The sequence below is a fragment of the Lentibacillus halophilus genome, assembly GCF_055395055.1.
Map to the genome: position 1 here is coordinate 1,274,772 of NZ_AP043750.1, position 14,307 is coordinate 1,289,078.

Below are 14,307 nucleotides of genomic sequence, written 5' to 3' on the forward strand. Positions count from 1 at the left end.
TTCTGCACGTCATAAATATATCGTTCAAAAACAGCAAATAGAAGGTGACATATGAGTTATGTAAATTTATCATCTGTAAAGAAACAGTATGGAGATAAGTCCGTTTTAAATAATATTTCATTCGCAATTAAAAAAGGTGAGTTTATTACGTTGCTAGGACAAAGCGGGTGCGGAAAAAGTACATTGCTACGTTCCATTGCTGGAATTGTTAACATCGATGACGGTGCAATTTCTGTGAGTGATAAAGATATTACAAATTTGCCATCGAGAAAAAGGGAAATTGGCATGGTGTTTCAATCATATGCATTATTTCCAAATATGACCGTTACTCAAAATATCGGCTTTGGAATGAAAATGAAACGGTTGAGAAATAGGAAACAGGAAATAGAGAAGATGATTAAATTAATAGGATTAGACGGGGTGGAAAATCATTATCCGCATGAGTTGTCAGGTGGACAGCAGCAGCGCGTGGCACTTGCCCGGGCATTAATTTTAAAGCCGAAAATCCTGTTGCTCGATGAACCATTAAGTGCCCTGGATGCAAAAATCCGAAAATCTCTGCAGACCGAAATCAAGCGGATCCAGCGAGAGATGAACATCACGACAATTTTTGTAACTCATGATCAAAAAGAAGCAATGGTATTAAGTGATCGAATTTATGTGATGAACAAAGGTGTTATCGAACAAGCTGGTACACCAGAAACAATTTATACACGACCCGAAAACAAATTTGTTGCCGGGTTTATTGGTTCCTATAATATTTTAACAAATTCGGAATTGAAACACTGTGTAAAAGAAGAATTTGATATCAATTCACCAGACATCGCCATTCGTCCGGAAAGTATAACGATGTACACGAAAAATTCAAAACCTGGCAGTCATAATGGGAGTTATACTTCAGAAGGGAAAATTCGCATGAAAACGATTAGCGGAAGTGTTGTTAGTTATCAAATACAAGTAAAAACAAAGCATATTCAAGTAGATCAATTGTTTCAGGGTGAGAATCATTTAAATGAAGGAGATGCAGTTGATTTGGTGATCCCGAAGCAGGATTGTATACCGCTTGAATAAAAGGTAAGAGACCATATTCTTTCTTGCTTCCCTTGGCGTACCATAGTCCTTTAAATCGACCTTTTTCGTATTTGAGGCTGTGCAAGGTTAGGCAAATATTTAATGATCCGCTCGAAGTTTATGGAGAGATTAAAAATCCGCCCAGTAATAAAGATGGTTATGTTCACAAGTATTATTTAACAGACGAAGCAAAGGGATTGATTGAAGTATTGACAGGATGAAAATAATGCTTTGTAAACACAATACGTGAGTAGTTGCAAATAAATAGAAAAAGGTTAATTACCTGTAAGAATTTACTCATATGCTCCAATAAGTCGGGAATATTTGATAGAATAGGGGTAGTGTAATAAGGCTTTTTCATGGGTGGTGGCTCACTTTCCCTTAAAAGGGGGTGATGCCTATGACATTATTTGAGACCATGATTCTAATGATCTCGTTCGGAACATTGATCGTTGGGATAATGTCAAACAAAAAATAACCACCCTTAGCCTGCGCAAACGTTTAGGGTAGTTATTTCATAACTCCTTACGTGAGCCGCCCCTTTGAAGGGCTATTACACGTTGGGCTGAATGGTGTTGGCGCACCGTTCAGTCTTTATTATTGTATGACTTTCTACTTACATTATACCTCATTTTTGTTATTTGTTAAACATTTTACTCAACATTAAGCGGTGAACCCGCACAACTACAGTTGCCGATACGAAATTATAAGTAACCAGTAACATTTAATCCCGATATTATGGCAGTTCGTATCTGGTCGTTTAATTTAATGAGAATGAGTTCTTTCTTGTTATTTATGAAAGAAGAAAAATCAAAGGTTATGCGTTAACCTCTCCACAAGGGGATCACGATATAATTGATTATAAAGAGACTTAATTAAAGACCCAAGTAAACAATGATTTTTCCGATTTGAGATGTTAATGGCATTACAATTGTGCCAATTCCCATCAAAACAAAAAATAACTACTGCAATGTAAGTGAAGAATAATCAAGAATTTGATGAACTCATTAAGAGGGCTCTTCCATCTTATATCCAAGTCCATGGATCGTTTTGATATAAACAGGGTGTTTCAGATCAGGTTCAATCTTATCTCTTAAATGACTGACATGAACATCGACAACTCTCGTATCTCCTACAAAGTCATCATCCCATACAGCAATCAACAATTGATCTCTCGACAAAACCTTGCCTTTATGTTTAGCTAAATAGAAAATTAATTCAAATTCTTTCCTTGTAAATTGTAAAGTTTTTCCATTAATCGTTACTTCATACTGTTCCGGAAAAATAGTTAAGTCAGCAATACGTATAGTCGTTTCGTTGACAACCTCTTTTTTATTAGTTCTCCGTAGGATTGCCTTTATTCGGGCAACCACTTCCTTTGGACTAAATGGCTTGGTCAAGTAATCATCTGCACCTAATTCCAGTCCCAGCACTTTGTCAAGCTCATCACCTTTAACTGTAAGCATAAGAATGGGTGTATCAATTTTTGTTTGTCTTAATTGTTTGCATACTTCTGTTCCATCTAATCCGGGAAGCATTATATCCAGAATGATTAAATCAAAAGAAATACTGGTTGCTTTTTCTAATCCACTTGTTCCTGTATACGCAACTTCGGTCTCAAACCCCGCTTGTTCAACATTGTACTTTAATAAAGTTACTATTGACTCTTCATCGTCCACTATCAGTACTTTTTGACGCATATTACACACCCTTTACAGTATGTATGTTCCACCGTATAATGAAAAAGTGACTTTGTGCATAATTAGTTTATAAACAATTGGCAAACGGTATAAATTAGCCTGTATTGATAAAGTACAATACAGGTTTTTTCATTTGTCAGGATTCAATAATTTAGTTTAGTTTATACGTTTTACCTTTCACGAGATATAAAATGTTTTCACCGATATTTGTGATATGGTCAGCGAATCGTTCAATGTAACGGGCACTGAAAGCCATTTGCATCACATATTGGATTTTCTCTTGGTTTGTGGCCGTTTCATTTAAAATGTCCTTAATAATTAACTCATATAATCGATCCACGTTATCATCCATTTTCGACAGCTTACCGGCTATCGAGATATCTTCATATTCGAATGCTTTCATTGCAATGGTGTTCATTTCAACTGCCATATCCCGAATTTCTTTTATTTTTGGATGAACCGTCAGGCGATGATCTTCCCCTAAATGAAGTGTTGATTTGGCTATATTTTTCGCATTATCAGCCATCCGTTCAACATCGGTTGTTATTTGCAATGCTATCACTAACCGCCGTAAATCCGTTGCAACCGGCTGCTGTTTTGCAATCAATAAAATCGTTTGATCATTTATGGCAAGTTGCTGTTTGTCGATCGCTTTATCGTCATCAATAAGATTTCTTGCTAATTCCAGATCCTGGTTATACAATGTATCAACTGCTTTATTCAAAGCTCTCACTGAGGTATTTGACAATGATATGATGTCTTCCTTTAATTTTTTTAAATCCGTCTCAAACTGCTCTCGGGTAACCATTAAAACTCCCCCTTTAAAATTTATCCGAAGCGGCCGGTAATATAGTCTTCAGTACGCTTGTCATCAGGATTTGAGAAAAGTGCATCTGTGTTGTTGTATTCGATGACCTCCCCATTCAAGAAAAACGCCGTTTTATCTGAAATTCTCGCAGCCTGTTGCATGTTATGCGTGACAATAGTGATACTGTAGTCCTTTTTAAGATTTTGCACCAGTTCTTCAATTTTGGTGGTAGATATAGGGTCTAATGCTGAGGTCGGTTCATCCATCAAAATGACATCAGGTTCAATGGCAAGACATCTGGCAATGCAAAGACGCTGTTGTTGACCGCCTGACAATCCGAACGCATTCTCATGCAGCCGATCCTTCACTTCATCCCATAAAGCTGCTTCTTTGAGGCTTTTTTCAGCAATCTCATCAAGGACCTTTTTTTTCTTAATACCATGCGTTTTTGGCCCGTAGACAACATTTTCGTAAATCGATTTTGGAAAAGGGTTTGGATTTTGAAATACCATACCGACACTTGTTCTTAAATCTTCCACTTTATATTTTGAACTAAAAATATCTTTATCATTATATTTAATGGTTCCGTTCATTTTAACAGACGGTACCAACTCAACCATTCGGTTTAAAGCTTTGATAAATGTCGACTTCCCACAACCGGATGGTCCAATAATCGCTGTCACTTTATTCATGGGGATAGCCATGTTCACTTCATAAAGCGCCTGATTGTCGCCATACCACAAATTAAAGTTGTCCACCTCGTAAATTGTTTTCGTTTCTTCCTTAATCGGTTCGTTCGTATTGATGATTGATACTTGTTTACGATTTGTTGCTGTATTCATGATAAAAACCTCCCAGTTAGTAGCGTTTTGAAAATTTACTTCGTATTAAAACAGCAATGGAATTCATAAGAAGCAATATAATTAGCAAAACAATGATGCCAGCTGATGCCACCAAATGGAATTCTTCCTGTGGTCTTCCGGTCCAGTTGAATATCTGTATTGGCAACACCGTAAAACCGGACCAAATGTTTTCAGGCAAGTAAGCAATGAACGATAACGCTCCTATCATCAATAATGGAGCCGTTTCTCCAATTGCCCGGGATAATGCCAAAATACCACCTGTTAATATACCGGGGATGGCCGCCGGCAGTACAATTCGGCGGATGGTTTGCCATTTTGTAGCTCCCATCGCATACGAAGCTTCATACTGATTTTTTGGGATGGCCCTTATTGCTTCCTGAGAAGAAACCACTATAATCGGAAGTATTAATAGACTCATTGTCAGGCCGCCAGCTATAATACTTCTGCCCATCTCCATTAATCGAACAAAGACAGTCAACCCCAGCAGACCAAACACAACCGATGGTACACCTGCAAGGTTTGAAATATTCATTCGAATAAACTGTGTAAATTTATTTTCTTTGGCATATTCTTCAAGATAGATAGCTGTTCCGACTCCAAGCACCAGCGATATTGGAGCAGTTACTGCCATCAACCAGACAGAGCCTGCAATTGCTGCTTTTATACCAGCTTCCTCAGGGAAACGCGAGGCAAAATTCGTAAGAAAACGCCAATCCAAATATGGCAGACCTTCCGAAAATATACGATATAACAATATGGCAAGGACAACGATGCCGAATGCTGAAGCCAAAAAGAACATCTGGCGCATAATCCGGTTGCTGATGATCCGTTTATTCATTTTATTTTGAACAACTTTTTTATCGACCAGATTCATGTTAGTAATCCTCCTTGAAACGACTGGAGATGTATTGTGACAGGAGATTCATAATCAGAGTGAAAACAAACAATGTCATACCCACCGCATATATGCTGTAATAGGTGGTGGACCCATATGAGGCATCACCCAGTGTTACCTGAACAATATAACCGGTCATTGTCTGTATCGATTCCGTGACATCGGTCGTAAGTTTTGGTGTTGAGCCGGCAGCTACAGAAACAATCATTGTCTCACCAATGGCGCGGGATGTCCCCAGCAAAAATGAGGCTATGATACCAGACAATGCTGCTGGAACAACTACTTTTAGAGCCACTTCCAATCGTGTGGATCCCAACGCCAAAGCGCCTTCCCTCATGTGATTAGGTACGGAACTCATCGCATCTTCCGAGAGAGATGCAATCATCGGGATAATCATAATACCTACAACAATCCCAGGGCTGAGTGCGTTGAAAATAGGCAAGTCATCGATGGCGAGCTGTAGCATTGGTGTCACAAAGGTCAAGGCAAAGAAACCATAGACAATTGTCGGGATCCCGGCCAGGATTTCCAGAATAGGCTTAACAACTTTTCGCACTTTAGGTGGTGCAAATTCACTTAAGTAAATTGCTGAAGCCATACCAATCGGTAGCGCCACAATCATTGCAATAACTGTTATCAACAATGTGCCGGAGATTAACGGAAGAATCCCGTAGCTGGCATTTTCACCAAACGGCCACCATTCAGTTCCTGTAATAAATTCTGTAAATGATACACGGTTGAAAAACGTGATGGTTTCGACTAATAACGTAAGAATTATACCAATCGTTGTCAGAACAGATATAATCGCACACAGCAAAAAAAACGCTGGTACAAGCTTCTCCAAAATACGGAGAAAATGCTGGTTTGACTTCTTCTCATTCATTATTTCTTTAACATTGACCGCCATGACAATACTCCTCTTTTATATACTGGACAGCACCGTATGATAACCAGCGGGCTTATCAATGAGTATCTGCCCTCTATGTTTGCAGCTTGGATTCTCATTACATGTTACGAAAGAGTAAGCTGAGGAAAGTGAGGAAAGTCTGTCAGTTCTTCCCTCACCATGCATTAGTCAATTGGGACCCGGTAACATGCAGCTTATTTCCCTGCGATTTCATCAAGTTTATTTAGCGCTTCTTCATAAGCACTCTCAGGTTTTGCAACATACCCAACTGATTTCGCCATTGCCCCTGCATTTTCCAATGCATATTTTGCAAAGTTGTAAACTGACTCATTTTCCAGCGTTGAATGCTTGACATAAATGAATAATGGTCTTGCGAAAGGATTATATTCACCTGATTGAACAGTTTCCTGATTTGGTGTAACCGCTTTGCCACTATCATTTACAATTGGTACAGCTTTCAATTGGTCTTTGTTCTCAGCATAATAGGCATACCCGAAGTAGCTGATCCCATTTTTAGATCCTGTGACACCTTGTACAAGAACGTTATCATCTTCAGATAATGAAGCATCCTGACGAATACCGCCTTCTTCTCCAAAGACGACTTCACTGAAATAATCGAATGTACCTGAATCTGCTCCCGGGCTGTAAAATTGGATTTCTTCTTCCGGCCATCCTTCTCTGACATCAGCCCATGTCGTCACATCACTGTCTGCTGACCATAGTTTATTCAATTCCTCGACTGTCAGCTGATCAACCCAGTCGTTTTCTTTGTTGACGACGATGGTCAACCCATCAAGGGCTACTTCAAATTCAGTGTAGTCAATACCTGCTTCTTCAAGTGCCGCTTTTTCTTCATCTTTAATGGGACGAGACGCATTTGAAATGTGCGTTTCACCAGCAGCAAATTTTTCAAAGCCGCCCCCGCTGCCGGAAGTACCAATGTTAACGCGGGCATCCGGGTTTTCTTTTTGATATTCTTCAGCAATAGCTTCCATTATAGGAAATACAGTGGATGATCCATCGACTACAACTTCTGTAGTCTCACTTTCTGAAGCACTATTACCTTCTTCACTCGTGTTTTGTTCAGTGTTGCTACTTGCCTCTTCATCTCCACCTTCTTCACTGTTCTCTGTGTTATTGCATGCCGCTAAAACAACCAACAGCAGAGACATTGCAGCTAATAGCAATAATAATTTTGATTTCATGCTTTTTGCCCCCTAATGATTAGCGTTTGTCAGAAAAGATGCTATGTTACCTTCCCTGCAAATCCTATAATAACGAACGAATGTTAACCGCCTATTAATTCAATGTAAATATTATGTAAAGATTGATGTGGGAAAAGTATAGTGGCATATTCGTGGTGGTGATCGATCAGATCAGGAGAAAGGCTCTGATAAAGTAAAAGAACAATTCGTTATAGCCAAAGCGTATGAACTTCAATTTAGGGAAATGTCTTATACCTTTGAAACATGGTTGAATTTTGTCTTGAGGCAAACTGGTCCCTATTCTTAATCGTTTCCTAGGATAAACGTTTTTCAAGGAGGCTTCATTATGGTTATTGATGTCGCTTCCAAAAAAGTGACCAATACAATCGATGGTGTTGAAGGAGTACCGCATAATTTAAACATTACCCCTGATGGGAATACATTACTCGTTACCTTAACACAAAACAATGAGCTCGGAGTCGTTGACCTAGATAAAGGTAAGATGACCACAACCATTACTGTTGGTACTGGCCATCATGTAGTGGACATTACGCCGGATGGGAAATATGCATACGTAGGAAATATTGGCGCAGATTTTGTATCTGTTGTGGATATTGCCAAACGAAAGGAAATGAAACAAATTAACGTTGGAATGGGACCACATGGTACAACCATTTCTAAAGATGGGGAAACCGTTTATACAGCAGTTACTAGTAAAGATCAGGTTGCTGTTATCGATCGTAAAAAAAATGAAGTCGTTAAACGAGTCGATGTTGATTCATTTCCGTTTTTCATTAGTACCTTGGAAATCGCAAGTGAAACGAAAAAGAAAAAGGAATGAGATGAAAAGCCATTATTTGTTGGTGTCATTGCAAACCAATAGATAATGGTTTTTTCTGTTGTGGTTATCGTTGCAGTAGGAAATCTCCTGCTACAATTTAGTGCGTACATGCCAGCATAAAATGAAGATGTTAATAATATTTTTTATTTTTTATCAAACCGTTCCTGGATTCTCGTCGTTACCTTATATAAAAGCAAGTAAGTAGGAGGGAGTAACATGAAAAAATGGATATTTTCCATAACAATTGTTGCATGCATACTTATACTGAGTGCATGTGGAAGTGATTCAGACTCACCATCTAAAGATGAAAACAACAGCAAAGACGAATCAGATACTACCGAAGAAACAAATGATGAAGGAGAAAGCAGTGCAAAAAGCCTACAATTACTGGAGGATCCTGATGCAGGCAAATACCTGGCAGATGAGGAAGGTATGACCCTTTATCTCTTCACAAAAGATGAAAAAGGCACAAGCAACTGCACCGGTGGTTGTCTGGAAAACTGGCCGGCGTTCACAGCAGAGGATGTCGACGTCCCTGAAGGTTATAACAAGGACGATTTTGATACGATAACACGTGAAGACACTGGTAAAGAACAAGTGACATACAAGGGTTATCCACTTTATTACTTTAAGAAAGACAAAGAAGAAGGCGATGTGAATGGTCAAGGCAAGAAAGATGTATGGTATGTTGCCAATGAAACGTCCATTAAGAATCATTTCCAAGACCGATCAACGTCACTTGAAAAAGGTGTTGACGACGTGCTGACCTCGCTTGAAGCGTTAAGCAGCACAGCTGAAGCCTCAGCTAATGATGTAGAAAAAGTAAACAGCAAAGGGAAAAACCTCTCAGAAAGTTGGGAGCCTATCGAGAAAAAGGTTGAAAAACGTGATGCAGAAGCTTATGAAAACATTGAAGAGAGCTTGTACCCACTCATAGACGAAGCACAAAAAGATAAGCCCGACATTGGGAAAATAAAAAAGTTGACAGAGGAGACCACAAACAAACTCACGGAATTTCAGAAGAAACTTGGTTCACCATCCTGAATCGACATTAAAAAGCACACCTTGATGGCTTTAAAGGAACGATCACACTGTGATGGTTCCTTTTCTTTTCATCGGATTGTATAATGTAATTAACATAAATGTAGTAGCAACGATGCGATGGAGAGGAGTGTCTGATAGTTGTGGAGGATCGAACGGATCTGGAACTAATCAACTTAGTAAAGCAAAAACACCGTCCTGCCTTAGAAGAAATTTACACGCGATATATTAAATTAATTTATAGTTTTGCATATAAATTCAGTCATGGAAACGAAGAAGATGCCAAAGAAATGGTTCAATTGACCTTTTTGAAGCTTTGGACGACCAAAAGTAGCTATGACCCCTCCCAAGGCAAGTTCGTTAATTGGTTGCTGACGATTGCAAGAAATGTATGTATCGACTATATCAGGAGGAAAAAAAAGGATGAACATACGAGTCATCACTATGATACCGACCGGACCCTGTATTTAGCAGATCCGAAAGACCATATAGAAGAATCCTTCCAACAAACAGAGATTGCCAAGGCGAAAAGCAGGTTATCCACGGAGCAAAGAAAATTGATTGATTTACTGTATTGGCGAGGATTCACGCTTATGGAGATAGCTGAGATGGAAAATACACCGGTAGGAACCATAAAAAGCAGACTTCACCAATCACTTAAACAACTAAAGAGACACTTGGAAAATGGAGGGTTCATAGATGGAAAGGAAATGTGAACACCTACTTTCTTACATGGCAAATACGCTTAGCGAGGCAGATAAAAATAAATTCGAGGCACATATGAAGAATTGTGACGCTTGCAGAAAAGAGTATGAGGAACTTAGTAAACCATGGGAAGCGTTGCAATTTGACTTTAAAGATCAGCACGTTCCGGAATCACTAAAGGAAGACGTGTTCAATTTTATCTTTGAAGATCAGGAAAAAGAACAAAAGCACACAATAAAAGACAGATTAAAAGCACGGGGAATCCAGCTTAAAAAGCAGTTTACACCATTGACATCGGGTCTTGTCATTCTTTTGTTTGCGGTTGCGGCTATTTTGACGTATGTAAATATACAGTCTGGGAGCCAACAACAAATCGCAAGCAGTCAACCAGCTAAAATTATGACGTCGCTCCATTTAACATCCGCTAACAGCCAAATGCATGACGCAGACGGTTATGCATACGTTGTACAACAGAACAACACTAAAAAGCTGATAGTTCAAGTCAATGGATTGCCTAAGTTGGAAGGTACAGAAACCTATCAAGTATGGCTGTTAAAAGATGGCAAACGTTTGAATGCAGGTATATTTAATACAAATGAATCTGGGTCGGGAGTGTTGACTCATACACTTTCCCAAGAAGAAGATTTTGACAAAATTGGTATTACAAAGGAGCCAAAACTGGATAATACCCAGCCGGAAGGAAAAAAAGTGGTGGGATCGTAAGACTGACATACAAAACTAAAGAATAGGTCTTAGACCGGGTGAAGGAATAACAAAAAGTGATTAATGAAGAAGCACCAGCTGAATTTATTCTTGGTTTTCGCGGCACAGCTGAAGAAACGCGTGGAAATGAAATTGGCTACAGTATAAAAGACAAGAGAATTGTATAAATAATGCCGGACTGCTCAAAAAACCAATCCGTTTAAGTGTTCTTAAAACGAGGATTGGTTTTTTATAAAGGTTAATACTGGCCACCCTTAGTAAATCGGGCTACCCTCCTAGTTTGATCCGCTTGGTCATGTGATCCAATGTCCCTAATACGCTCATTGCTGCCAGATGACTCGTTTTCGGATTTTCCGCGAGTGGGTTATTTGTCACCGATAAGGACGCAGATCCAAAACTACCCTCAATGTCAATGGTATGTATGTTGTTTTCGACGGTCGGATCGGCGATAATGGTCACATTCGTTTGCTCGATACCGACACCAGCAAGTGATAAAATAATTGACACGTTTATATTTTTTGGAAATTGCTTGATCGCTTCTGATGCATGTCCATCAAATACAACAACTTCTTTCGATACATATTCATCAATTAGTGTTTGGGCAGGCTTTCTGGTCGTTAACGATACAGAAGTGACCCCGCCGCATGTATGTGCATTTTGCAGAAGATCAAGTCCGCCTACCGCGCCCGTAGGTAAATGGATTGTCCGCTTGTAGGTTTCTGCCAGATCGTTCATTTTGTGGAGAAAGTCTTCATCGGCTAATGCTCCGATGCTGATTAAAACAACATCCTTCTCAGATAGAATTTTGGGAAACAAATCGTGAACAGCTGCAATATTTGCTGCTTCTACAACAATATCAATACCTGAGTCCAGAAATGCATCAAGACGATCAAATACCTTTATATTGAATTGATGTTCCAGATTTTGATATTTTATTTGATCCCGAACAAACACACTTTGGATCCGCATTTCGCCGACTCCATTGTGATTAATTTCTTTCATCAAAAAATTTCCTATTGCGCCTGCTCCAACTATTCCAATATTCATGGTAATCCTCCCTCGAAATTAATATTTCCTTAGGTCTTATTCGTCAGGTGGAGCCATTATGTCACTGATCTGCAGCCCCTTCCTCTTCTTTTTCATCCTCTTCACCCTTATTGTACTCAAAAACAGAAGCGTTGGCATCATATTTTTGATTGATTTTTCCTAAGTATTGAGTAGTTATATGTGTATCCCCTAAATCCTTCATGTTCTTCATTGACTGATAAGAAATGGCGTTATTTTATCATAGGATCTTCCCATCAGTTTTTAGAAAAAATAGTCTTGCCTTTATGTGATTTTTGTGTAAATATAGGCGTCAAGACATATGTAAATAATGTGTATATTACCTAGTGTTTATATCGTCGCGGACTTAAATGTATCGTCTGAATCTAGGATTTATCGGTCAAACCCACGATATTAGCCCAAACATTTAGAAATGAGTACTAGAGTTAACGGGCGTGGTCACTTAATATATCATAACATGTGAATTAATTCACAATTAATATAAGGAGCGATAAGCATGAACAAACTAAAATTACGTACATTACTGCAAAGCTTTTTACTTGAGGATATTGGCGATGCCGATTTAACAAGCCAGTCTATTTTCCCTTCAGATCAAATAGGAAAAGGGGTGTTTATCGCCAAGGAAGACGGTGTTGTTTCCGGGGTTTCCGTTATACAGGAAACTTATTGGCTTTTAGATTCCTCCATATCTGTACAATTATTTTTTCAGGATGGGGATAAGGTAAACACGGGAGACATACTTGCAGAGGTAAGGGGACCAGTCGCTCAGCTGCTTACAGGAGAGCGGGTAATTCTGAATGTTATGCAGCGTATGAGCGGAATTGCAACCTTAACTGCAAGGTGTGTACGGGAGTTAAATAATTCTTTCATTCAGATTTGTGATACACGAAAAACGATGCCAGGCTTGCGGATGTTTGATAAATATGCCGTGACATGCGGTGGAGGCAAGAATCACCGATTCGGTCTGGATCAAGGTGTCATGATCAAAGATAATCATATTTCATTTGCTGGTTCGATCCAAAAAGCTATTGAGCAGGCCCGGGAAAAGGTTGGTCATATGGTAAAAATCGAAGTGGAAACAGAGACAAAGGAAGAAGTATTGGCCGCAGTTGAGGCGGGGGCTGACATCATTATGTTTGATAATCGTTCTCCAGAGGAGGTAGAGGAATTCGGCCGACATGTACCAGAATCGATTATCACAGAAGCATCCGGCGGTATTACCTTGGATAATCTGGCAACCTACCGTGATTCAGGGGTTGATTATATTTCCTTAGGTTTTCTAACACATTCAGTAAAGGTTTTGGACATCGTTTTACACGTGCAACCCGGAGAAAACAAACAGACTTCACAAGGGGATGAAGCATATGTTTATTAAAAGGCTATTACTCGTGTTGCTCACACTTGTAACCCTCGCCGCATGTGAAACAAAAGATACAACTACATCCACGAATGATACTGGTGGTGAAAACAAGTCAATGCAAACCGGGATCATTGGTGGACGTACCGGGGGTGCCTGGTCTGTTTTCACAGAAGGAATAGCGGAATCCATTCGCCGGAATCACCCCACTTCTGTGATTACGGTAGAGCCAGGCGGAATAGTAGAAAACCCACCAACGGTTGGTACGAACACCATTCCGTATGGGATATCCTATACGATGACGGCTTATTCAGCTTACAGAGGTGAAAAACCATACGATCAAGCATATAAGGATATTCGGGCGGTAAGTGTCGTGATCCCTGCTAATTATTATCAATTAGTAGCCAGGGAAGAGCTGAAGTACGATTCACTGGAAGAAATCATCGAACATAAGGCACCTATCCATCTTGCTGTAGATCAGAAAGGCTCTGCAGGAGAGATCATCACGCGAAACTTTCTCAAGGAACATGGTGTAAGCTACGATGACATAATTGCCTGGGGTGGTTCCGTTGACCATTTTAGCGGAGCAAAAGCATTCGAATTAATGGCAGATAACCGTATTGATATGACAGGGGATGCCGTATCGGTTCCTTCCAGTGACATTATCCAAGCTAAAACTATGATAGATTTAAAAATGCTTACCTTAAAGAAAGATACCAGCAAGGCTGTCGCAGACCAACTCGGAATGTTATCAGGTACTATCGAAGCGAGCAGCTATGATTTTCAAAATAAAAATATAAATACCGTAAACACACCTGCCATTTTACTTGTCCATAAAGATGTACCTGAGGAAGAAGTGTACAAGGTAACAAAGGCAATCTATGAAAATCTGGATTATTTACGAACGGTACATGAGGAATTTAAAAATCTATCTGACGAAAATATGATGAATGTCGGTAAGGTTCCCTTGCACCCAGGTGCCAAGAAATTTTTCAAGGAAAAGCGTATCACGGAGTAGAAACAGACGATACAAACATAATGTTGTTTCAAATTAAGAGAGGGATACAGCATGAAGTTAAAAAACAAATGTACCAGCCTATTCCAAGGAGGGGGTAGACGTACACTC

16 protein-coding genes are annotated in these 14,307 nt (G+C 39.4%); 8 read left to right on the top strand and 8 right to left on the bottom strand.

Features of this window, described 5'->3' with window-relative positions:
* Positions 1-51: 51 nt before the first annotated feature.
* Entirely contained in the window at positions 52-1,071 is a 1,020-nt protein-coding gene (locus tag ACZ5Q7_RS06245; protein WP_343754255.1) for an ABC transporter ATP-binding protein, read from the top strand.
* 427 nt (positions 1,072-1,498) lie between these two features.
* Positions 1,499-1,549 (top strand): hypothetical protein, encoded by a 51-nt coding sequence (locus ACZ5Q7_RS06250; protein WP_464433196.1) that lies wholly within the window; start codon positions 1,499-1,501, stop codon positions 1,547-1,549.
* A 529-nt stretch (positions 1,550-2,078) separates the two neighbouring features.
* On the opposite strand, the gene ACZ5Q7_RS06255 is transcribed toward ACZ5Q7_RS06250, so the two are convergent.
* The 6 genes from ACZ5Q7_RS06255 to ACZ5Q7_RS06280 all read right to left on the bottom strand — a co-directional run bounded on the left by ACZ5Q7_RS06255 (position 2,079) and on the right by ACZ5Q7_RS06280 (position 7,449).
* Positions 2,079-2,771: a response regulator transcription factor gene (locus tag ACZ5Q7_RS06255; RefSeq protein ID WP_343754253.1), complete on the bottom strand. Its 693-nt coding sequence runs from the start codon at positions 2,769-2,771 to the stop codon at positions 2,079-2,081.
* Positions 2,772-2,922: 151 nt separating this feature from the next.
* Positions 2,923-3,579: a phosphate signaling complex protein PhoU gene (gene phoU / locus ACZ5Q7_RS06260; protein WP_343754251.1), complete on the bottom strand. Its 657-nt coding sequence runs from the start codon at positions 3,577-3,579 to the stop codon at positions 2,923-2,925.
* A 20-nt stretch (positions 3,580-3,599) separates the two neighbouring features.
* Positions 3,600-4,421 carry a phosphate ABC transporter ATP-binding protein PstB gene (gene pstB, locus ACZ5Q7_RS06265; protein ID WP_343754249.1) on the bottom strand — a complete coding sequence of 274 codons (822 nt, stop codon included), beginning with the start codon at positions 4,419-4,421 and terminating at the stop codon, positions 3,600-3,602.
* A 16-nt stretch (positions 4,422-4,437) separates the two neighbouring features.
* Positions 4,438-5,316, bottom strand: a complete 879-nt coding sequence (pstA, locus tag ACZ5Q7_RS06270) for a phosphate ABC transporter permease PstA (RefSeq protein WP_343754247.1) — start codon at positions 5,314-5,316, stop codon at positions 4,438-4,440.
* A gap of 1 nt (position 5,317) precedes the next feature.
* Positions 5,318-6,244, bottom strand: coding sequence for a phosphate ABC transporter permease subunit PstC (gene pstC / locus ACZ5Q7_RS06275; protein ID WP_343754245.1), 927 nt, complete (start codon positions 6,242-6,244; stop codon positions 5,318-5,320).
* Between the two features lie 194 nt (positions 6,245-6,438).
* Positions 6,439-7,449, bottom strand: a complete 1,011-nt coding sequence (locus tag ACZ5Q7_RS06280; protein ID WP_343754243.1) for a PstS family phosphate ABC transporter substrate-binding protein — start codon at positions 7,447-7,449, stop codon at positions 6,439-6,441.
* A 346-nt stretch (positions 7,450-7,795) separates the two neighbouring features.
* Between ACZ5Q7_RS06280 and ACZ5Q7_RS06285 the strand changes: the two genes are divergently transcribed.
* The 4 genes from ACZ5Q7_RS06285 (at position 7,796) to ACZ5Q7_RS06300 (ending at position 10,759) form a co-directional block, all read left to right on the top strand.
* Positions 7,796-8,290 carry a YncE family protein gene (locus ACZ5Q7_RS06285; RefSeq protein ID WP_343754241.1) on the top strand — a complete coding sequence of 165 codons (495 nt, stop codon included), beginning with the start codon at positions 7,796-7,798 and terminating at the stop codon, positions 8,288-8,290.
* Between the two features lie 216 nt (positions 8,291-8,506).
* Positions 8,507-9,334 carry a COG4315 family predicted lipoprotein gene (locus ACZ5Q7_RS06290; RefSeq protein ID WP_343754239.1) on the top strand — a complete coding sequence of 276 codons (828 nt, stop codon included), beginning with the start codon at positions 8,507-8,509 and terminating at the stop codon, positions 9,332-9,334.
* Positions 9,335-9,474: 140 nt separating this feature from the next.
* On the top strand, positions 9,475-10,047 hold the full coding sequence (locus ACZ5Q7_RS06295) for an RNA polymerase sigma factor (RefSeq protein WP_343754236.1): 573 nt from the start codon (positions 9,475-9,477) through the stop codon (positions 10,045-10,047).
* Complete coding sequence (locus tag ACZ5Q7_RS06300; protein WP_343754234.1) at positions 10,031-10,759, top strand: anti-sigma factor; 729 nt, start codon at positions 10,031-10,033, stop codon at positions 10,757-10,759. The genes ACZ5Q7_RS06295 and ACZ5Q7_RS06300 overlap by 17 nt, the downstream gene beginning before the upstream one ends.
* Before the next feature lie 267 nt (positions 10,760-11,026).
* On the opposite strand, the gene nadX is transcribed toward ACZ5Q7_RS06300, so the two are convergent.
* Complete coding sequence (gene nadX / locus ACZ5Q7_RS06305) at positions 11,027-11,806, bottom strand: aspartate dehydrogenase (protein WP_343754232.1); 780 nt, start codon at positions 11,804-11,806, stop codon at positions 11,027-11,029.
* A gap of 61 nt (positions 11,807-11,867) precedes the next feature.
* Entirely contained in the window at positions 11,868-12,008 is a 141-nt protein-coding gene (locus ACZ5Q7_RS06310) for a hypothetical protein (RefSeq protein ID WP_343754230.1), read from the bottom strand.
* Positions 12,009-12,320: 312 nt separating this feature from the next.
* Between ACZ5Q7_RS06310 and nadC the strand changes: the two genes are divergently transcribed.
* Positions 12,321-13,199 carry a carboxylating nicotinate-nucleotide diphosphorylase gene (gene nadC / locus ACZ5Q7_RS06315; RefSeq protein WP_343754228.1) on the top strand — a complete coding sequence of 293 codons (879 nt, stop codon included), beginning with the start codon at positions 12,321-12,323 and terminating at the stop codon, positions 13,197-13,199.
* The gene (locus ACZ5Q7_RS06320; protein WP_343754226.1) at positions 13,189-14,199 is read left to right on the top strand and encodes a TAXI family TRAP transporter solute-binding subunit; all 1,011 of its coding nucleotides are present in this window, start codon (positions 13,189-13,191) and stop codon (positions 14,197-14,199) included. Before nadC ends, ACZ5Q7_RS06320 begins: the two co-directional genes overlap by 11 nt.
* Positions 14,200-14,307 lie beyond the last annotated feature (108 nt).